This window comes from Vibrio sp. Vb1729, assembly GCF_033338655.1.
Lineage (GTDB): Bacteria > Pseudomonadota > Gammaproteobacteria > Enterobacterales > Vibrionaceae > Vibrio > Vibrio alginolyticus.
Map to the genome: position 1 here is coordinate 77,707 of NZ_JAWOTB010000051.1, position 19,850 is coordinate 97,556.

A 19,850-nucleotide genomic window follows, 5' to 3' on the forward strand; every position below is an offset into this window, starting at 1 on the left:
TATGTTTTCGCTGGATTTAAGCGCGATCTTTTACTTTTTCTCTCAGTTCCGATTTTTCTGCTTCTGAAAGGAACGCAATCTCAAGGCCATTGATTTGCGCTTGGCGAATCTGGTCTTGGCTCAGGCCAGCGGCTGGTGCCGCTACTTCGTATTCGTATGGCAGTTCGATGCCTTCAACCGCTGGATCGTCAGTGTTCAAACACGCAAGAACGCCATGCTCTAGGAACTGCTTGAGAGGGTGGTTTTCTAGCGTTTCTACCGTACTTGTTTGGTAGTTTGACGTCAGGCAAGATTCAATACCAATGCGGTTTTCTGCTAGGTAATCCATCAGTTTTGGATCGTGAATCGCTTTTACGCCGTGACCGATACGAGTTGCGCCCAGCTCATTGATTGCTTGCCACATGCTCTCTGCACCTGCTGCTTCACCAGCATGGACCGTTACCCCAAGGCCAGCATCGCGTACTTGCTTGAAGTGAGACACAAAACGATCACCCGGTTGGCCTAGCTCGTCACCCGCAAGGTCGACGGCAACGATGTGATCTTTCTGGCTCAGAATGCCGTCCAGTTCTTGTTGACATGCGTCAGTGCCAAATGTGCGACTCATGATACCGATCAGGTTGGCTTTCACGCCAAAATCGCGCATACCTGCTTGCACACCGTCCACGACGGCTTCAACAACCCCCGCTACTGGTAGCTTGTGTTTCATCGCCATGTAGTAAGGAGAGAAACGCAGCTCAGCGTAATCGATTTGCGCGTTTAGCGCGTCTTCTACGTTTTCGTACGCGACACGACGACACGCATCTAAATCGCCCAGGACAGCAACACCCCAGTCGAGCTTAGAAAGGAAAGCAACAAGAGAGGGTTCCGCTTCGACAATTTGAACGTGAGGAGTGAGAGACTCAATATCGTACGCTGGTAGGGCAATGCCAAACTTTTGGCCTAGCTCAAGAATCGTTTTAGTACGAATGTTACCGTCGAGGTGACGGTGCAAATCAGTAAGAGGAAGGTTCTTCGTTATCATTTTGTCGATCCGGATAGTTATGAACTGGAACAGGGCCCAAACATCATCTGTGACAATACATGGGTAAGATTTGCAGTTAAGTATAAATAACAGTTGGGTAGATTGTCAGTAGAGGATGACTAGGAAATCAACGATTCTCGCTCTTTTCTACTTCATGTTCACCAAATGTGTTGGCCATTCTTCTAGTGGCATAGGGCGGCTGTAGTAGAAGCCTTGCACCTGATTACAGCCTAAAGAGCGCAGTAATTGTGCTTGATTGCTATCCTCGACACCTTCCGCGACGACATTAGTTTTGAGACCTGCTGTGATATTGATGACGGCAGCGACGACTGAACTGTTTAAGTTTTCTTGTGTGAGTTGATTGATGAAGGTGCGATCAATCTTCAAGCAGGTAAACGGCAGAGAGTGGAGGTAACCCAGTGATGAGTAGCCGGTGCCAAAGTCATCTATCGCGATACCAATACCCATTTCACGCAGTTTAGTCATATTTTCTAGTGTGGTCGGTGCGCTATCAATGATACGTGATTCTGTGATCTCTAGTGTGAGGTTACTTGCTGGTAATTTCGTGATATCCAATACGCTTGTCACCGTATCAACAAAACTTGGGCAGGATAGTTGATTAACGGAGATATTCACATGCAGTTGGAAGTCCGACGGCCACTGTTTGCTTTCGATCGCTTGGTAAGTGTCGCGACAAGCTTGTAACAGAATCTGTTGGCCGATGGCTTTGATCATGCCGCTTTCTTCCGCGATTGGGATAAAATCTAATGGTGACACCATACCTGAGTCGCTATGCCAACGCGCAAGTGCTTCGGCGCCACACACTGTGCCACTGACGAGATCCACAATCGGTTGGTAATGAGGAATAAACTCTCGGTTTTCAATGCCAGTTTGGATCTTGGTCAGCATTTGTGTACGAAACTTTGAAGCGCTCGCTAGTTCTGGGCTGTAGTGACAAACACCAGTCAGTGAGTCTTGTTTAGCGTAACTTAATGCGATGCTGGCGTTGCGTAACCATAAAGGCATGGTTTCGTTTGGCTGGGTTTGTACAATACCAAGTGAAATCTTCATCACTACATTTTCGCCTTCCACCATAAATGGGGTGGAAAAGAGTTGCTGTAATCGACGCTCGGTTTGTTTAATTTTGGTTTCCGTGTCGACATTTGAGAGAAACACCGCGAATTCGTCACCACCAATCCGAGCCAATAATGCGTTGTCACGAAACTGCTGTTTTAACCTTTCAGCGATGCTGACCAACAGCTGGTCGCCGTTGTGATGACCCACACTGTCGTTGATATCTCTAAATTTGTTGATACCAAGTAAAAATAAACTGCCGTGACAAAGATCAGACTGATTTTCACAGATTTCGACCAAACCCTGACGGCTATATAAGCGTGTTAGAGAGTCATAAACCAACTGTTCACGCAATGCTTTGAATGAAGCTCTTAGATTGTTCGCCATTTCATTAAAAGCATGGACCAGTACGGTTGTCTCATACACATAACCAGGCTTTGGCATGCCGCTATCCCAATCCCCATTTGCCAGGTGCTGAGCGGCGGCGGCCGTCGCGTTAATTGGTCTGGTAACTCGGTTGAAAATGATCCAACTGATGGCGATACCAAATAGGCTTACAATAATGCCAACGAGCCAGCTCTCTTGCTGGCTTTTTGGTAACAGGCCGAGAAGCTCAGACTCCGAAATGGAGGTGCCGATAAACCATGTTAAGCCGTCTTGGTCTCGATACGGGGTTAGCCGACTGAAAATACGTTGGCCATCATGTTCAAATGAAAAAGTATAAGGTTGCTTGGTGTTGTTGAGATCGAAAGACCGGACTCGGCTCGCACTGATTTTGATGATCGGGTCTGCGTTTTCAGCGGCAAGCAAACGCTGCCCTTTATCCGAAAATTTTGTGCCCCATGAGATGACGCTTCCCGGGCCTGAGTGAGCGATTAAACGATGATCTGGGTCCATGATGTAGACCGACGCTTTAGTGTTGTATTTTAACTCGCGCAGGAATTCGTTGAATGTATTGATACGAATGTCTGTCACCAAAACACCAGCAAATTGGTCGTGTTTGTACACCGGCGTCATGGCTGATAGCGTAATATCCTGGCGTTCATCAGCATTGGTATAAATTTCAGACCAAGTGGCGTTTTGGCTCTCTGCAACGGGCTTATACCATGGGCGAGTGCGAGGATCGTATTGGGAGATAACCGTTCGAATGTTGTTACTCACATGGTTGGTTCCATAAATAACCAGATCACCATCGGTGTGGCGATCTTGCACCATTAAGGTGTAATCGTCGGAAAGTTCGCGGCGAAAGCCTGCAAAGTCGCCGTTTTCTGAACCAAATGCGATTACATCCAACTGCGGTATCGATTGGTAAAGATTTTTGAATGCACTTAGCAGGTAGTTTTGAATGTCTGAGGTATCGTGAGGGCGATAAAGGTTGTGATAGCTGACGTTGTGCGCGAGAGCCATAACCGCAGTAAAAGGCTTACGTAGATAGCTATTGAGGTGGTCGTGGACACTTTCGGTTAACACGGAAAGTTGCTTGTCACTGATATCCGTGACCACTTCTTCGTAACTTTGTTTTTGGACGTAGACAATGACACCGATCGCCAGTAAGAAGATCATGACAAATGGAATCAGAACAGCAGTACGCAGTGTAATTTGAGTCGTAGCAGTAGACATCGCCTAATCACATAGATGGTGGTGCGCCACAATTGTACTGATGTTTTTATTAATATCGAGTGACAAACGACGCTCGTTGTTAACGCACCACGTAAGTGATTGTCAGTACAATTCTTTTAATTTTCTGGTGAGTGTATTTCGCCCCCAGCCTAATACTTTAGCGGCATCTTGCTTATGACCTTTAGTGTGCTCTAAGGCTGCTTCTAATAAAATGCGTTCAAATTCTGGTAAAGCGTAAGAAAGTAGTTCTTTATCTCCTGCTGCGAGTGAATGCCGTGCCCAATCCGCCAATTGTTCTTGCCAACTACCATGTGCAGAGTCTGAAATGGATTTTTTCTCTTCTAGTAGTTCGCTTGGCAAGTCATTTGGTAACACCTCGCTACCACTGGCCATAACGGTTAACCAACGGCAAATATTCTCTAATTGACGCACGTTGCCAGGCCAATCAAGGCGGTTAAGAATCTCTACAGTCGACGGGTGGAGAGTTTTTGTTTCCACACCAAGCTCATCAGCCGCACGGATAAGAAAATGCTGTGTAAGCTTTTCAATGTCTTGCTTACGCTCACGCAGTGCCGGGATCTGAACGCGAATCACGTTTAAGCGATGAAATAGGTCCTCACGAAAGTCACCTTCGTGCACCAGCTTTTCTAAGTTCTGGTGTGTTGCCGCGACAATTCGTACATCGACACTGATCGGAGAGTGACCGCCCACTCGATAAAACTGCCCGTCAGCTAGAACGCGTAGTAAACGAGTTTGAATGTCCAATGGCATGTCGCCGATTTCGTCTAAAAATAGAGTGCCGCCATTGGCTTGTTCGAATCGTCCTTGACGAACATTGTTTGCCCCCGTAAACGCGCCTTTTTCGTGGCCAAACAGTTCTGATTCAATCAAGTCTTTGGGAATCGCCGCCATATTGAGCGCAATGAAAGGTTTGTTAGCACGTGGACTGTGACGGTGCAGTGCATGAGCAACGAGTTCTTTACCCGTGCCCGATTCACCGTTAATCAAGACTGAAATAGAGGAGCGAGAAAGACGACCAATGGCGCGAAACACCTCTTGCATCGCTGGTGCTTCACCGATAATTTCAGGCGTTTCTGCTGGAATGTCTTCTGGAGAGAGCTGCTCGCGTTTGTTTTCGTGGCTGTGTGCAATGGCTCGTTCAACCAGAGTTAAAGTTTCATCAATATCAAAAGGTTTTGGTAAATATTCAAAAGCACCTTTTTGGTACGCATTCACTGCCGCATCTAAATCTGAATGCGCGGTCATGATAATCACGGGAAGGTCTGGGTAATCGCGCTGTACTTGCTTTAGTAGCTCCAACCCATCAATACCTGGCATGCGAATGTCTGATACTAGAACATCCGGCACTTCGCGTTCGAGCGCCATTAACACGCTTTCTCCATCGGCATAGGTTTCACATTTGATGTTGGCAGAGGAGAGCGTTTTCTCCATTACCCAGCGAATTGAACTGTCGTCATCAACGACCCAAACATATCCTTTACTCATGTAGTAATCCTTGCAGCAAACCGAAAAACTGACGCGACTTGAAGTCCATTAGCGCACTCAGATCGGCAGATAAATAGTAAATGTTGTGTGACCAGGCCAGCTTTCTACGTCTATTTTTCCATTGTGCTGGTCGATCAAATTTTGCGAAATAGATAGCCCTAATCCAGTTCCTCCCTCGCGGCCACTGACCATGGGATAGAACAGCGTGTCTTGTAGTTCCGGTGGAATACCTGGGCCGTTGTCTGTGATTTCGACACGAGCAGCGAGTTTACAGCGTTTGCCGTGAATATTGGCTTGATGCACCGTTCTGGTGCGAATGGTTATTTTCCCGTGTTCTTGATGGCTAAGAATTTGTGCGGCGTTGCTGACGATATTAAGCATTGCCTGCTCGATTTGGTCTGTATCCATCAAAATCTCTGGCAAGCTTGGGTCATAATCTCGTTCAATGATGATTGAGCGTTGTGACTCTAATTCAACCAGTTGGCGAACCTTTTCAAGAATTTGGTGCAGATTCTCTTGTGTCTTCTTACCAGGCTTTTGCGGTCCTAGTAATCGATCCACGAGCGCCCTTAAACGGTCTGCTTGCTCAATGATGATGTGTGTATATTCGGTGAGAGAGGGCTCTGGCAGCATTTTTTCTAGCAATTGCGCCGCACCGCGTAAGCCGCCAAGCGGATTTTTAATCTCATGTGCAAGCCCTCGGACTAACAGCTTCGCTGCTTGTTGTTGGGCGTGTTGGTTCAGTTCTTGAGAGAGTCGGCGCTGCTGATCAATTTTGCGCATCTCGACCAGAAGCATCAACTGCTTTTGCCAAGTGATAGGGCTAACCGTCACCTCTAGCATTAAAGGGCGGCCATCAACAACGAAAGTGACGTCACTGTCGGTGATGCTTTGACCACTTTGCAACGGTTGAGTGAGCAGCGCGAGATCCAGCGACGCATGCTGAATCAATTGAGAAAGTGATTGTTCAATAATTCGTTTGGCGCTTTGAGAAAACAGCAATTCGGCAGCCGGATTGGCATAACGGATGGCCAATCCATCATCAAGAATCAGCGTTGCTGTCACCATATTGTTGAGAATGGCACTAGGAAGACTGGTATCCACATTACGTCCTTGTTTTGCTTTAAGATTGTGCGATGCACAATAATGGTGCAATTGAACGTTAAGTATGGCGAATAAATCTTAGAAGAAAAAGTGAAAAGCATCGCTGTGATGTGATTTTTTTCACCAGATATTCTATTTTGCCCCTTTTACGGTCGGCTTAACACTTGCTCTATGTAAATGCACCGTTATAGGGCTAGTAGATGCAATAAGCTTGCCGCTTCTTTTCGCGTGCACAGCAAGTGTGTGAGTGCCTCGGTCAATATTGTTTAACTGCCACACTATATGGTTTTGTGGTGCACCATAAGGTTTTCCATCGAGTAACAATTGCAATTGCTCACCGATACCAAGCTTGCGATTGGTTTCTAATTGAATATTGATGATGCCTCGATTGCTGCGGATGGTCTCGTTGTGCTTGGGAGCCAGCATCGAGAGTTGTAATGGGAGAGGCTTCTCGGTTGTTTTATCTGGCTTGTTTTGTGATGCAGTAGATGGCGTAGTCTGAGGTGCGAGCGATTCAGTACTTTCTACCTCAGGAGCTGGTGCGCTGGCTTCAAGGTTTGGCAGTGCGATCGCTTTTGCTCCTTTGTTTGGCGTATCGCTAAAGTGAACCACGCCATTTTCATCTACCCACGTATACGCGACCTGCGCGAAGGCGATAGAGGCGATTAACAATCCGCTGAGTGCACACAGTGATGGAATAAGCTGAACTTTCATTGCTCACCTTCTCTTGTTCGATGATTTCACGTTTCAATGGCTTAGCTCTTTGACCTGTAAGGAAAAATTCTAAGCGTATTTTTATTATCCCCTCATGTTAAACGTCGAAGCTTGAGTGGCGAATACAAAAAAGGCCCGCCTGCGAGGCGAGCCTAATATTTTATTGCTGTGTTTACATTTTACACAGTGTCGACCTTACACAGAGTAGTAAAGTTCGAACTCAACAGGGTGAGTTGTCATGTTCACACGCTCTACGTCCTGAGACTTAAGGTCGATGTATGAATCGATGAAGTCGTCAGAGAATACGCCGCCCGCTGTTAAGAACTCACGATCAGCATCTAGCTCTGCTAGCGCGTCTTTTAGTGAGTATGCAACAGTTGGGATTTCTGCTGCTTCTTCAGCTGGAAGATCGTAAAGGTCTTTATCCATCGCTTCGCCTGGGTGGATCTTATTCTTGATACCGTCAAGACCAGCCATAAGCATTGCTGCGAAACATAGGTATGGGTTCGCCGCTGGGTCACCGAAACGAACTTCGATACGACGTGCTTTCGGGCTTGGTACCACTGGGATACGGATTGAAGCAGAGCGGTTACGCGCTGAGTAAGCTAGCATTACTGGTGCTTCGAAGCCTGGTACAAGACGTTTGTACGAGTTGGTTGATGGGTTAGCGAATGCGTTGATTGCACGAGCGTGTTTGATGATACCACCGATGTAGTAAAGCGCCATTTCAGATAGACCGCCGTACTTGTCACCAGCAAATAGGTTTACGCCATCTTTTGCTAGAGACTGGTGAACGTGCATACCGCTGCCGTTGTCGCCAACAAGTGGTTTAGGCATAAACGTCGCTGTTTTACCAAACGCGTGAGCAACGTTGTGTACAACGTACTTGTAGATTTGGATTTCGTCAGCTTTGGTTGTTAGCGTGTTGAAACGAGTTGCGATTTCGTTTTGACCCGCCGTTGCCACTTCGTGGTGGTGCGCTTCAACAACAAGACCCATCTCTTCCATTACTAGACACATAGCAGAACGGATGTCTTGAGATGAATCTACTGGAGCTACTGGGAAGTAACCACCTTTAACGCCTGGACGGTGACCTTTGTTACCTTCTTCGTAGTCAGAACCTGTGTTCCATGCTGCTTCTACGTCGTCGATCTTGAAGAAAGAGCCTGACATGTCTGTCGAGAACTTCACGTCATCAAATAGGAAGAATTCTGGCTCAGGACCGATAAGTACAGTATCTGCAACACCTGTAGAACGCATGAAGTCTTCAGCGCGTTTTGCGATAGAGCGTGGGTCACGGTCGTAGCCTTGCATTGTTGCAGGCTCTAAGATGTCACAACGGATATTTAGTGTTGCGTCTTCCGTGAATGGGTCAAGCACAGCAGAAGATGCGTCAGGCATCATTACCATGTCTGATTCGTTGATACCTTTCCAGCCAGCAACTGATGAACCATCGAACATTTTACCTTCTTCGAAGAAGTCTGCGTCGATTTGGTGAGCAGGGATCGAAATGTGCTGCTCTTTACCTTTTGTATCAGTGAAGCGTAGGTCAACAAACTTAACTTCGTTTTCTTGGATCAGCGATAGAACGTTTTCTACTGACATCTTGGATAACCTCCAGTGTTAATAAGCGGTAAAAGCTCGATTTATGAATTATTCATGAAACCTGGCATTGATTAATCAATTTGACTTTTCATTAATCGATGCTGTTTTAACTAAAGCCAAAACCGTGCCAAAAAAAATATTCCATTAATTTCAAGCAATTGTGTTTTTGAATGCTAGTTTGGTGCAGTTGCTTGCACCAAAATGATCTTTGATTGCACTATTATGGTGCTAAAAATCATTGTTGCACCATAATGTGACAGGTACATTGCGTATTCAGCCCAGTTTTTGAGCAAGAGTCAATTTGAATTATGCATCGATTAGAATAAAGTTGCGTTTAATCAATTCGTTCTGAGGAAGAAAATGGGCATTAAGCGTAAAAATCGCAGAAATGCTCGGGAGTAGATCACATATTTCTAGGCTTTTTGCTAAAATCTGGTACATTATGGCCGTTTTTTTAATCAGCAAATGTCGCCAGAGAGCACCCGTTCTCAGCGTGGGGGCATTTCATCTATCTAAGTGAATCAATATCCATGGCTACTCCACAGATTGATAAATTAAGAAATATCGCGATCATCGCGCACGTTGACCACGGTAAAACCACGTTGGTTGACAAGCTGCTACAACAATCAGGCACGCTTGAGTCTCGCGGTGAAGCTGAAGAGCGAGTCATGGACTCGAACGACATCGAGAAAGAGCGCGGTATTACCATTCTTGCTAAAAACACAGCAATCGACTGGAACGATTACCGTATCAACATCGTAGATACTCCGGGACACGCGGACTTCGGTGGTGAAGTTGAGCGTATCATGTCGATGGTAGACTCTGTACTACTTATCGTTGACGCAGTTGATGGTCCAATGCCTCAAACGCGTTTCGTAACACAAAAAGCGTTTGCTCACGGTCTAAAACCAATCGTTGTAATCAACAAGATTGACCGCCCTGGCGCACGTCCTGATTGGGTTATGGACCAAGTGTTCGACCTGTTCGACAACCTAGGTGCAACTGATGACCAGCTAGACTTTAAAGTAGTTTACGCATCAGCACTTAACGGTTGGGCTTCTCTAGAAGAAGGCGAAACTGGCGAGAACATGGAACCACTATTCCAAACTATCGTTGATGTTGTTGACGCGCCAAATGTTGACCTTGATGGTCCACTACAGATGCAAGTTTCTCAGCTAGACTACAGCTCTTACGTTGGTGTTATCGGCGTGGCTCGCGTAACTCGTGGTAGCGTTAAACCAAACCAGCAGGTAACCATTATTGGTGCTGATGGTAAAACTCGCAACGGTAAAGTGGGTACAGTAATGGGCTACCTTGGCCTAGAGCGTCACGAAGTTGAACAAGCTAACGCGGGTGATATCATCGCAATCACTGGTCTTGGCGAGCTGAAAATTTCTGACACTATCTGTGCACAAAACGCAGTAGAAGCATTACCACCATTGTCTGTTGATGAACCAACAGTAACAATGACGTTCCAAGTAAACACGTCTCCATTCGCGGGTAAAGAAGGTAAGTTCGTAACGTCACGTAACATCCTTGAGCGTCTTGAGAAGGAACTGGTACACAACGTTGCACTACGCGTTGAGCAAACAGACGATCCAGATAAATTCCGCGTATCAGGTCGTGGTGAACTTCACCTTTCTATCCTGATCGAAAACATGCGTCGTGAAGGCTTCGAGCTAGCAGTATCTCGTCCAGAAGTAATCATCAAAGAAGAAGATGGTCAGTTGATGGAACCGTTCGAAACGGTAACTATCGACGTAATGGAAGAGCACCAAGGCGGCATCATGGAGAACATCGGCCTACGTAAAGGTGAGCTGAAAGACATGTCTCCAGACGGTAAAGGTCGTGTGCGTATGGACTTCGTTATGCCATCACGTGGTCTGATCGGTTTCCAAACGGAATTCATGACACTGACTTCAGGTTCAGGTCTTCTTTACCATACGTTTGATCACTACGGCCCGCACAAAGGCGGTAACATCGGTCAACGTGTAAACGGTGTACTAATCGCGAACGCGATGGGTAAAGCGCTAACTAACGCACTGTTCAACCTTCAAGAGCGTGGTCGTCTATTTATCGGTCACGGTGTTGAAGTTTACGAAGGTATGGTTATCGGTATTCACAGCCGTGACAACGACCTAACGGTAAACGCACTGAAAGGTAAGCAGCTAACCAACGTTCGTGCATCTGGTACCGATGACGCACAGGTTCTTACTCCGCCAATCAAGATGACTCTTGAGCAAGCACTAGAATTCATCGATGACGATGAGCTAGTAGAAGTAACGCCTGAAAGCATCCGTATCCGTAAGAAGTTCCTAACGGAAAGCGACCGTAAGCGTGCTTCTCGTGGCGCGAAATAATTTTCGTTAAGCGATTCAATTAAGAAGAAGCCTCGAGTTATGCTCGGGGCTTTTTGTTTTCTGGAGTTGAATATGAACCCGATTATTATCACCGGTGGGCCTGGTGCGGGAAAAACAACACTGCTGAATGCGCTAGACGCGTGTGGTTACGCCACGTTTCCTGAAGGGTCTCGCGATTTGATTGAGCAGCAAAGCCAGTTAGAAAATGGTGTTTTGCCGTGGACGAATTTACCTGAGTTTGCCAAGTTATGCCTTGGGTTGATGGACAAACAAAAGAGTGATGCGCGTTGTCATGATGTTGCGTTTGTTGATCGCGCCATCCCCGACATCATTGCATATCTACAAGTGGGCGGCTGTAAGGTTGACCAAGCTTTCTTAACCGGAAGCGCTGGGTACCATAGTCAGGTGTTTACTTGTCGACCTGAAGCATCCATTTACGTGCAAGATGAAGTGCGTCCGCACAGCTTTGAAGAAGCATTGGAGATTCATCAGTCGTTAGTGAGTGTCTATACTGAGTTGGGTTATGAAGTGATAGAAGTACCATGGGGAACTGTGCCAGAGAGAGTAGGCTTTGTTCGAAGAGTCATCGGTTTACTCGGTAAGGTCGCCGACTAAAACCTCCTCACTAGGAGGAGGTCTAAATCATTTACTTTTGATTGAGCTTTTGTAGGAATTTATCGGACTCTGCAATCGCTTCGTTCATTTGTTTGATCGCAAACTGAATGTCTTTCTCTAAGCTAGAGAACTCACCTTGCAAAGAACCAATCGCACTAGCGTTAAGGTTGTGTTTTAAGTACAACGTGTTGTCACGCAGCGTATCCAGTACCGGTGTCATCTTTTTCTCTGCACGCTTCATAGCGCTAAGCATGGTTTTGTACGAGGCTTTGGTTTCACGTAGCTTTTGCTCGCTTGAACGACGCAGTTTCGCACTCGAGTACAGCTCTAGCTCATCTTGCCACTCATCAAACAGTGCGCCGGATACGTCTTCAATCGCAGCAATACGGTCACGTACGTCTTGAGCCGCTTTTTCGCTATCTTCGTATTTGTCATTGATGTTGTTGTAGACATTTTCTAGCTCACCACCATCAAAGTTGGTGATCGCAGATAAGGCTTCAAGTGCACTGGTGAATTCTTCTTGTGCATCTTGTTGAGATTCTTTGGCATCTTCGACGCGGTCGACCATAATATCTCGTTTATGATACCCAACCTGCTCCATTGCTGAGTAATAAGCAGATTGACACCCTGTTAAAGTGAAAATTGATAGTACAATTGCTAATAAATAAGGCATTCTTATGTCCTCGGCGCTAATTATGGGATGAACTATGAACCAGTTATCAGAGAGTTACAAGGCGAGATTAATCAATCTACTGCCAAGTTGCGTCGCGTTTTTTAAGTATCTTCTTAAGCGATTAACGCATGACCGTGTGAATGTGAACGCGGGCTATCTTGCCTACATTACCTTGTTATCCATCGTGCCAATGCTGACGGTATTGTTATCAATATTGTCGAAATTTCCCGTTTTTGCGAACGTTGGTGAAGTGCTGCAAGGCTACATTATTGAGAATTTTGTGCCAGCTTCTGGAGAAGCTGTACATACGGCATTACAGGAATTTGTGGCGAATACGGGCAAAATGAGCGCGGTTGGCGGTGGGTTTTTATTCATCGCAGCGGTCATGCTGATTTCCAACATTGATAAGAACTTAAACTACATTTGGCGAGTTAAAGACAAGCGCCGTTTAGTCTTTTCATTCTCTATGTATTGGATGGTACTCACGTTAGGGCCGATCATGGTCGGTGCGAGTATTGCGGCGACGTCGTACGTGACTTCGCTGCAAATTTTAGAGAACGAGACATTATCTGGTGCGTTTAATTTATTTCTGCGTTGGCTACCGTTGTTGCTGTCCTTTTTTGCTTTTCTTGGCTTGTATATTCTAGTGCCGAATAAAAAAGTACACCTCGCTCATGGTGCCATGGGGGCAGCAGTCGCCGCGATACTGTTCGAGTTGAGTAAAAAAGGCTTTGCACTCTACATCACTCAGTTTCCGTCTTATCAGCTCATTTACGGCGCGTTAGCGGCGATTCCTATCTTATTTGTTTGGGTGTATTTATGCTGGATGATCGTGTTATTGGGGGCGGAAGTTACGGCTGCGCTTGGTGAGCGAGAGCACTGGAGTGAAGATTTAGACATGATACACTCGACCGCTGAATCTCAGTTAACAGATGAAGGAAGCGAGAGTAGTGATAGCGCTAATTCAACGAGTCAGTGAAGCAGCCGTCCGTGTGGATGGTGAAGTCGTAGGAGAAATTGATCGTGGTCTGCTGGTCTTATTGGGCGTAGAGAAGGACGACGATGAAGCTAAAGCAAAGCGTTTAATGGAGCGTGTTACAACCTACCGTGTGTTCGAAGATGACGAAGGCAAGATGAACCTGAACGTTAAACAGGTGGAAGGAAAAGTGCTGGTGGTTTCTCAATTTACGCTGCCAGCGGATACAAAAAAAGGCACGCGAGCTGGCTTTTCTCGTGGTGCGCATCCTGTGGATGCAGAGCGCTTGTATGATTACTTTTCTGACTTGTGTGAAGAAGTTTTACCCACACAGCGTGGCCGCTTCGCTGCCGATATGAAAGTGTCCTTGGTGAATGACGGTCCAGTAACGTTTTGGTTGCAGGTCTAATCTGGTAACACAGGCGCCATAGTCTAAGCTTTAACTCCAAGCTCATGGAATTGGCTTGGAGTAATTTTTCCGACACTGATTAGTGTTGTGCTTTCAAAGGATTGATATGTTCAAACTCATTACTCCCAAAACCGATAATCAGATAAACAAGTATTATCAGTTTCGCTGGCAACTGCTTCGTGAGCCATGGCGTATGCCGATCGGCTCTGAGCGCGATGAATACGACGAAATGAGCCATCACCGCATGATTGTTGATGGTCGAGGTCGTCCTATGGCGATTGGACGTTTATACATTACGCCGGATAATGATGGCCAGATCCGCTATATGGCGGTTAAAAATAATCGCCGTAGCAAAGGGATGGGTTCGCTGGTTTTGGTTGCACTAGAGTCGTTAGCGCGCCAAGAAGGAGCGAAACGCTTGGTGTGTAATGCCCGTGAAGATGCCATCGCCTTTTATGAAAAAAATGGCTTTGAGCGTCGAGGCGAGCTAACCGATGAGCGTGGCCCTGTGCGCCATCAGCAAATGGTGAAGCAACTGGATCCGATGGCCAATGTGTTACGTCGCCCTGAATGGTGTACTGAGCTTCAACAGCGCTGGGAGCAACAAATCCCAATTAGCGACAAAATGGGGATCAAAATTAACCAGTACACGGGTTACCAGTTTGAATGCTGTGCGCAGCTTAATCCTAACCTTAATCCCCATAACACCATGTTCGCCGGGTCAGCTTTTACCTTAGCAACCCTGACAGGGTGGGGGATGACGTGGCTGCTGCTTAAAGAGCGTGGGCTGCACGGTGATATTGTGTTAGCCGACAGCTCGATTCGTTATCGTCAACCAGTCGAACAAAACCCCGTGGCGAGTACTTCGTTGGATGGGATCAGTGGTGACCTAGACCGATTGGAGTCGGGACGCAAAGCACGCATCGTTATTCACGTAGTGATTTATAGTGGTGACACGCCCGCTGTGGATTTTGTCGGTACCTATATGCTGATACCGAATTACTCGCAGTTACTCAGTTGCTGATGGGGTAAACGCCGACTGATCTGCTGGGCGCTTATCTGTTTCACCTTCTTGCTCTGTCGGTGAGAGGGTTTGTTCTGCTGCGGAATTCGTGTCGGGTACTTCATCTTCTTCGATAACTTCTTCGTAAAGCTCTTCCTCTTGAGTCTCCAAATTGATGTTATCAATTACGGTTGGCTGCTCGATGGAAGGTTCATTTTTCTGTGGAGTCTCAATATCAGTAGGCTCGGCCAGTTTTGATGCGTTCACGCACTCATTACGGTGGGTTTCACCACTTAGTAGATCGCCTTCAATGTTTCCGCACGACTCTTCCAATTGATAAGTAATGCCACTTAGCGGGTTGTTGGCCATATCAAATGTTCCCCAAACCTTACCACTTATGGCTTTTCCTGAGATTGTGACCGGCTTTATGGATACTTCCCCTCGTTGCGCGCTTAAACGCAGTGGACTTAAGGTAATGGCTTTGAGCGAATGATCCGCTTGGGACTTCAAGCGGGTATCTCGGAGATTGGCTTCCACTTCACCCGATAAGCTGTAGGCCAGCATGTTGCGATCACCTGATAACCCTTGTAGATCGAGGCTGAGATCGGAAAAACCATCAATAGCCAGTGTGTCGGGTAAAAAATAATCGTGGAAGAGCGATAAGGGAATACCATCAGCATTGACGTTGAGCGCCCAAGGTTGGCTCGGGGTACTCAAATCTATTTGTCCGATGCCTTCTACGTAGCCTTGCTCGAGTGGCGCAAAAAGGCGAGTCAATTGCCAAAAGCCATCTTTGCTTTGCATGGCAAGTGCTGCGTGAGACGTGAGTATTTGGTCATAGCTGGCATTGACAACGCTGACTTCCAATTCGCCTTGCCAAAGGCCCCAACGTTGAGCCGACTGTTTAATATCAAGCTGTTGCCCTTCGATATTTAAACCGGAAAGTTGCCAATAAGGTTCGTGAGATAGCTGGATAATTTGGCTGCGCTCAATGTCGAGTCGTTCGATTGCAACATGCTCTAACTCGCTGGTGGCGGCGTGCCACCAATTTAGGTTGTCTTCTGGCTGTGTTGCCCACTTGAGGCCTTGAATAGAGGCTTCTTTGAGCTTCCATTGTGTTGGCGTGAACAATCCAGAAACTTGCACTCGACCTTGCTGCCAATCTAAGCTGAGCTCGTTGAGCTGGATTACTCCTGGCTCGATAGCGGCACTCAAACGTGGCTCTATTGCGGTTTGCTGCTGGAATCGAACGCTATCCGCCTGCAATGACACTTGAGCTTTTGTCTTCCAGAGAGACAGTGGCAGTGTGGCGTTTTCCACAGAAAGATCCAAGTTCTGCCAGTGCCAGTCGCCCCATTCAATATCGGCGTTAAGCAAATCTAAGCTATTAATATGATTAATGTTAAATGGTAGATCGTGCCAAGGTTTTGCAAGCAGTGATTGGCGCTGCGTATTACTCAGTTTCAGCTTGTTGATGGTCACATTTACTAAAGACCAGCCTTGAGGATACTGCTCCCCTTGCCCAGATATTTGACTGTTACGCCAGTTAAAAGAGGTGCCATAAAGCGTACTGTCTTGCGGTTTGTAGTCTATATCGACTAAGACTTGATTAAAGGCTTCGCCATTCCAATAGAGTTGGTCAGCTGCAAGTTGAACTTCGCCATATGGTATTAATTGACCATTCCATTGTGGTGATTGAATTTGAAGGTCAATGCCATTGGCAGAGAACTGCTCGTCGGCGTAATCAATATTTTTGAGCGCGATTTGATGGAATAAAACGTTGTCTAAAGGTGGGAGCTTTGGTGCGCCATACTGCAAGCTCATACCATCAATCAATAAACTATCAACGATCCATTTACCATCGCGATAAACATCGGGATTCATCCATAAATCGACTTGCTCGATGTAAGACGCATCGTCTCCGCTGGTGTTCACGCGTTGTAAAGTTAGGTGATAGGGAAAGCCATAACGCACGCTTCCGGCCCGGAAGGGAAGAGAAAAGGTGTTTGACAGCAAGCGCCAGGTTGCGTCCGCGTAAGATGTTGTTAGCAGCGCAATCGTAGCGGCTGGAATGGCAACTAAGATAACCAGTAACAGAAGTAGAACTCGACGCGCTGTTTTCATCTTTGCTAGAACCTACGTGTGTTATGAAATAAAACTAGATAGGCTTTAGCTTGTATCAATATTCTGTGGTATTCAATAAAAAGCCCCTCAAAAGAGGGGCTTGAAGCAATTTTTGTAACTTGGCCTACGTAAAGGTGATAAGTTAATGCCAACTTTTCACTGCGTTTACGCGACGTCGCTGTTACTCGATTTAATCAATCTGAGGACCAGCCGCAACCAGGGATTTACCTTCAGCGTTGTCTGTGTATTTATCAAAGTTATTGATAAAGCGCTCTGCTAAATCTTTCGCTTTGCTTTCCCACTGAAGTGGGTCAACGTACGTGTCGCGAGGGTCTAGAATGCTAGGATCCACACCTGGTAGTGACGTTGGTACTTCAAGGTTGAAGATTGGAATGTGCTTAGTTGGTGCTTCTTCAATCGAACCATCAAGAATGGCATCAATAATTCCGCGTGTATCTTGAATAGAGATACGTTTGCCAGTGCCGTTCCAACCAGTATTCACTAGGTAAGCCTCAGCGCCCGCTGCTTCCATGCGTTTTACCAGTACTTCCGCGTATTTTGTTGGGTGGAGCGTTAGGAACGCCGCGCCGAAACAAGCAGAGAAAGTTGGTGTTGGCTCAGTAATACCGCGCTCTGTTCCCGCTAGTTTGGCGGTAAAGCCAGACAGGAAGTGGTACTTAGTTTGCTCAGGTGTCAATTTAGATACTGGAGGCAGTACGCCAAATGCATCGGCTGATAGGAAGATCACTTTATTCGCGTGACCGCCTTTTGATACTGGCTTAACGATATTATCGATATGGTAGATAGGGTAAGAAACACGTGTGTTTTCTGTTTTCGAACCATCATCAAAGTCGATAGAGCCATCGCCACGTACTGTTACGTTTTCTAGCAGTGCATCACGACGAATTGCATTGTAGATGTCCGGCTCCGCTTCTTTCGAAAGTTTGATGGTTTTTGCGTAACAACCACCTTCGAAGTTGAAGACACCGTCATCATCCCAGCCGTGCTCATCATCACCAATTAGCGCACGTTTAGGATCAGTCGACAGGGTCGTTTTACCCGTACCAGATAGACCGAAGAATACCGCTACATCGCCATCTTTGCCCATGTTAGCGCTACAGTGCATTGATGCGATGTCTTTTAGTGGAAGGAAGTAGTTCATCATCGCGAACATACCTTTCTTCATTTCACCGCCGTACCAAGTACCGCCGATAAGTTGCATGCGCTCAGTTAGGTTAAATACGGTGAAGTTTTCTGAGTTCAGGCCTTGCTCTTCCCATTTTGGATTAGTGCATTTTGCGCCATTCATTACCACGAAGTCTGGTTCAAATGTCGCTAACTCTTCTTCTGTCGGGCGAATAAACATGTTTTTAACGAAGTGCGCTTGCCATGCGACTTCTGTGATAACACGAATGCTCAAACGTGTATCTGGGTTTGCACCACAGTAACCGTCAACAACAAACAAGCGTTTGTTAGAAAGCTGGTTTGTGACCAGTTCTTTTAGCTCGTCCCACACTTCAGGAGTGATTGGCTTGTTATCATTTTTCACTTGATCAGACGTCCACCACATATGTTCTTCTGTCGTAGCGTCTTTGACGATGTATTTATCTTTTGGTGAGCGACCAGTAAAGATGCCAGTGTCAACGGCAACCGCACCTAGTTCAGTAACCACGCCGCGCTCATAACCGGTTAGGTCTTCACGCGTTTCTTCCTCAAACAACATTTCGTAGCTTGGGTTGCGAATAACCTCTTTTACGTTATGCAGTCCGTGCTTGGTTAGATCAAGTGTTGCAGCCTTAGTATGTTCCATAACGGTCATAGGTGCTCCTTATAAGGATTTTGTAGGGATTTTGTAAGAATGTTTTAATTTTAATCTGCTCACCATGCTAGCAACGGGGCGGGGAGAAAACAGGGAGATAGCTCAAAATTTACCCATGATTTCAATAAGGTTTTAGGTAACCCGTCACATATTGGTGGGAATAGTCTATCGTGCACGCAATCCTTTGCGCTAGGGCAAAATCATTATTAATTGTTTAAAATTAAGCAGTTGTTTTATTACGCTTGAGGCTAGTTATTACGAGGGGTTGATCACAAAAAGGCCAGCATTAAGCTGGCCTTTTGTAGGGTAAATTACGTGCTTGATAAGCTATGTAAATTAATGCAGGGTTTTCTTGTCTGTAGAAGCTTGTGCATACAGTTCAGTGACTTCAGATTCGTCGAACGTATAAGTTGTGCCACAGTAATCACAATGTAAAGAAACTGATCCAACTTCTGCCAAAATGTCATAAATTTCAGCTTTCTCAACGGTGATGATTGCTGCACCGCTACGCTCACGAGAACAGCCACAATGGAACTCGACAGGTTGCGGCTCGTACAGACGTACTTTGTCTTGGTTATATAGTCGATACAATAACTCGTTCGCTTCTAAACCAAACAATTCTTCATCTTTTACTGTGTCAGTGAGCTGCTCTAGATGTTCGAAATCATCTGGAGAGCCAGTGCCGTCAGGGATCACTTGAATCAACATACCTGCTGCGTGTGCTTTGCCTTCATGCTCACCAGTGCGGATCCATAGGCGCGTTTTTAACTGCTCTGAGTTTGCAAAGTAGCCTTCTAGCACTTCTGCTAAAGTGTCACCTTCTAATCCAACGACGCCTTGGTAACGCTCGCCGTTTTTCGGTTCGATGGTGATCACAAGGTAGCCCTTACCCATTAGATCGTGAATGTTTGCGTCATCGGCAATATCGCCTTCCCAGCGAGCTACGCCACGAACACGTTGGTTATGGTCACCGTTGATAACGGCAAGAGACACAGGACCGTCGCCTTGTAGCTGGATGGTGATCGAACCTTCGAACTTAAGAGTGGCAGTTAAAAGAGTAGTTGAAACGAGTAGCTCACCCAGCAGTTTCTCTATTGCTGCCGGATATTCCTTGCTGGAGATAACACGTTGGTACGCTTCATCCAATTGTACCAACTCGCCACGTACTGAAAGATCTTCGAATAGGTAGCGGTTTAAAACATTATTTGCCATGGAGTGCTTTCCTCG

General features: G+C 46.3%; 15 protein-coding genes. 5 read left to right on the forward strand and 10 right to left on the reverse strand.

The window, feature by feature from the left end; translation table 11 throughout:
* Positions 1 to 16 precede the first annotated feature (16 nt).
* The 6 genes from add to glnA all read right to left on the reverse strand — a co-directional run bounded on the left by add (position 17) and on the right by glnA (position 8,644).
* On the reverse strand, positions 17 to 1,021 hold the full coding sequence (gene add / locus R7E29_RS22705; RefSeq protein WP_005382965.1) for an adenosine deaminase: 1,005 nt from the start codon (positions 1,019 to 1,021) through the stop codon (positions 17 to 19).
* 147 nt (positions 1,022 to 1,168) lie between these two features.
* The gene (locus tag R7E29_RS22710) at positions 1,169 to 3,715 is read right to left on the reverse strand and encodes an EAL domain-containing protein (RefSeq protein ID WP_025768297.1); all 2,547 of its coding nucleotides are present in this window, start codon (positions 3,713 to 3,715) and stop codon (positions 1,169 to 1,171) included.
* 102 nt (positions 3,716 to 3,817) lie between these two features.
* Complete coding sequence (gene glnG, locus R7E29_RS22715; RefSeq protein WP_005379267.1) at positions 3,818 to 5,221, reverse strand: nitrogen regulation protein NR(I); 1,404 nt, start codon at positions 5,219 to 5,221, stop codon at positions 3,818 to 3,820.
* Positions 5,222 to 5,278: 57 nt separating this feature from the next.
* Complete coding sequence (glnL, locus tag R7E29_RS22720) at positions 5,279 to 6,325, reverse strand: nitrogen regulation protein NR(II) (protein ID WP_017821940.1); 1,047 nt, start codon at positions 6,323 to 6,325, stop codon at positions 5,279 to 5,281.
* A 132-nt stretch (positions 6,326 to 6,457) separates the two neighbouring features.
* Positions 6,458 to 7,039 (reverse strand): DUF4124 domain-containing protein, encoded by a 582-nt coding sequence (locus R7E29_RS22725; RefSeq protein ID WP_017635013.1) that lies wholly within the window; start codon positions 7,037 to 7,039, stop codon positions 6,458 to 6,460.
* A 195-nt stretch (positions 7,040 to 7,234) separates the two neighbouring features.
* The gene (glnA, locus tag R7E29_RS22730; protein ID WP_005379275.1) at positions 7,235 to 8,644 is read right to left on the reverse strand and encodes a glutamate--ammonia ligase; all 1,410 of its coding nucleotides are present in this window, start codon (positions 8,642 to 8,644) and stop codon (positions 7,235 to 7,237) included.
* Between the two features lie 530 nt (positions 8,645 to 9,174).
* Between glnA and typA the strand changes: the two genes are divergently transcribed.
* On the forward strand, positions 9,175 to 11,004 hold the full coding sequence (typA, locus tag R7E29_RS22735) for a translational GTPase TypA (RefSeq protein ID WP_005379276.1): 1,830 nt from the start codon (positions 9,175 to 9,177) through the stop codon (positions 11,002 to 11,004).
* Between the two features lie 72 nt (positions 11,005 to 11,076).
* Entirely contained in the window at positions 11,077 to 11,619 is a 543-nt protein-coding gene (locus R7E29_RS22740; protein WP_054576819.1) for an AAA family ATPase, read from the forward strand.
* A 31-nt stretch (positions 11,620 to 11,650) separates the two neighbouring features.
* Here the strand turns inward: R7E29_RS22740 and R7E29_RS22745 are convergent, their stop codons facing one another.
* A complete protein-coding gene (locus tag R7E29_RS22745) occupies positions 11,651 to 12,292 on the reverse strand; it encodes a DUF2959 domain-containing protein (protein ID WP_005382972.1) in 642 nt (213 codons plus the stop codon).
* Between the two features lie 34 nt (positions 12,293 to 12,326).
* On the opposite strand from R7E29_RS22745, the gene R7E29_RS22750 reads away from it, so the two are divergent.
* The 3 genes from R7E29_RS22750 (at position 12,327) to R7E29_RS22760 (ending at position 14,701) form a co-directional block, all read left to right on the forward strand.
* On the forward strand, positions 12,327 to 13,271 hold the full coding sequence (locus R7E29_RS22750; protein ID WP_005379281.1) for a virulence factor BrkB family protein: 945 nt from the start codon (positions 12,327 to 12,329) through the stop codon (positions 13,269 to 13,271).
* Positions 13,243 to 13,677 carry a D-aminoacyl-tRNA deacylase gene (gene dtd / locus R7E29_RS22755; protein WP_005379282.1) on the forward strand — a complete coding sequence of 145 codons (435 nt, stop codon included), beginning with the start codon at positions 13,243 to 13,245 and terminating at the stop codon, positions 13,675 to 13,677. Before R7E29_RS22750 ends, dtd begins: the two co-directional genes overlap by 29 nt.
* A 106-nt stretch (positions 13,678 to 13,783) precedes the next feature.
* Entirely contained in the window at positions 13,784 to 14,701 is a 918-nt protein-coding gene (locus tag R7E29_RS22760) for a bifunctional GNAT family N-acetyltransferase/hotdog fold thioesterase (protein WP_005379283.1), read from the forward strand.
* On the opposite strand, the gene R7E29_RS22765 is transcribed toward R7E29_RS22760, so the two are convergent.
* From R7E29_RS22765 to hslO, 3 genes are all read right to left on the reverse strand, one after another.
* Positions 14,687 to 16,804, reverse strand: a complete 2,118-nt coding sequence (locus tag R7E29_RS22765) for an AsmA family protein (RefSeq protein WP_054576820.1) — start codon at positions 16,802 to 16,804, stop codon at positions 14,687 to 14,689. The two genes, R7E29_RS22760 and R7E29_RS22765, sit on opposite strands and share 15 nt — an antisense overlap.
* 190 nt (positions 16,805 to 16,994) lie before the next feature.
* Complete coding sequence (gene pckA, locus R7E29_RS22770) at positions 16,995 to 18,623, reverse strand: phosphoenolpyruvate carboxykinase (ATP) (protein WP_054576821.1); 1,629 nt, start codon at positions 18,621 to 18,623, stop codon at positions 16,995 to 16,997.
* Between the two features lie 336 nt (positions 18,624 to 18,959).
* On the reverse strand, positions 18,960 to 19,835 hold the full coding sequence (gene hslO, locus R7E29_RS22775; protein ID WP_031780788.1) for an Hsp33 family molecular chaperone HslO: 876 nt from the start codon (positions 19,833 to 19,835) through the stop codon (positions 18,960 to 18,962).
* Positions 19,836 to 19,850 lie beyond the last annotated feature (15 nt).

Bases quoted from the DNA above. Each gene is read 5' to 3' on its own strand.
- R7E29_RS22760 (WP_005379283.1), top strand. From the start codon at position 13,784: ATGTTCAAACTCATTACTCCCAAAACCGATAATCAGATAAACAAGTAT.
- R7E29_RS22725 (WP_017635013.1), bottom strand. From the start codon at position 7,039: ATGAAAGTTCAGCTTATTCCATCACTGTGTGCACTCAGCGGATTGTTA.
- R7E29_RS22710 (WP_025768297.1), bottom strand. From the start codon at position 3,715: ATGTCTACTGCTACGACTCAAATTACACTGCGTACTGCTGTTCTGATT.
- hslO (WP_031780788.1), bottom strand. From the start codon at position 19,835: ATGGCAAATAATGTTTTAAACCGCTACCTATTCGAAGATCTTTCAGTA.
- pckA (WP_054576821.1), bottom strand. From the start codon at position 18,623: ATGACCGTTATGGAACATACTAAGGCTGCAACACTTGATCTAACCAAG.
- R7E29_RS22745 (WP_005382972.1), bottom strand. From the start codon at position 12,292: ATGCCTTATTTATTAGCAATTGTACTATCAATTTTCACTTTAACAGGG.
- typA (WP_005379276.1), top strand. From the start codon at position 9,175: ATGGCTACTCCACAGATTGATAAATTAAGAAATATCGCGATCATCGCG.
- R7E29_RS22740 (WP_054576819.1), top strand. From the start codon at position 11,077: ATGAACCCGATTATTATCACCGGTGGGCCTGGTGCGGGAAAAACAACA.
- R7E29_RS22750 (WP_005379281.1), top strand. From the start codon at position 12,327: ATGAACCAGTTATCAGAGAGTTACAAGGCGAGATTAATCAATCTACTG.
- glnG (WP_005379267.1), bottom strand. From the start codon at position 5,221: ATGAGTAAAGGATATGTTTGGGTCGTTGATGACGACAGTTCAATTCGC.
- add (WP_005382965.1), bottom strand. From the start codon at position 1,021: ATGATAACGAAGAACCTTCCTCTTACTGATTTGCACCGTCACCTCGAC.
- R7E29_RS22765 (WP_054576820.1), bottom strand. From the start codon at position 16,804: ATGAAAACAGCGCGTCGAGTTCTACTTCTGTTACTGGTTATCTTAGTT.
- glnA (WP_005379275.1), bottom strand. From the start codon at position 8,644: ATGTCAGTAGAAAACGTTCTATCGCTGATCCAAGAAAACGAAGTTAAG.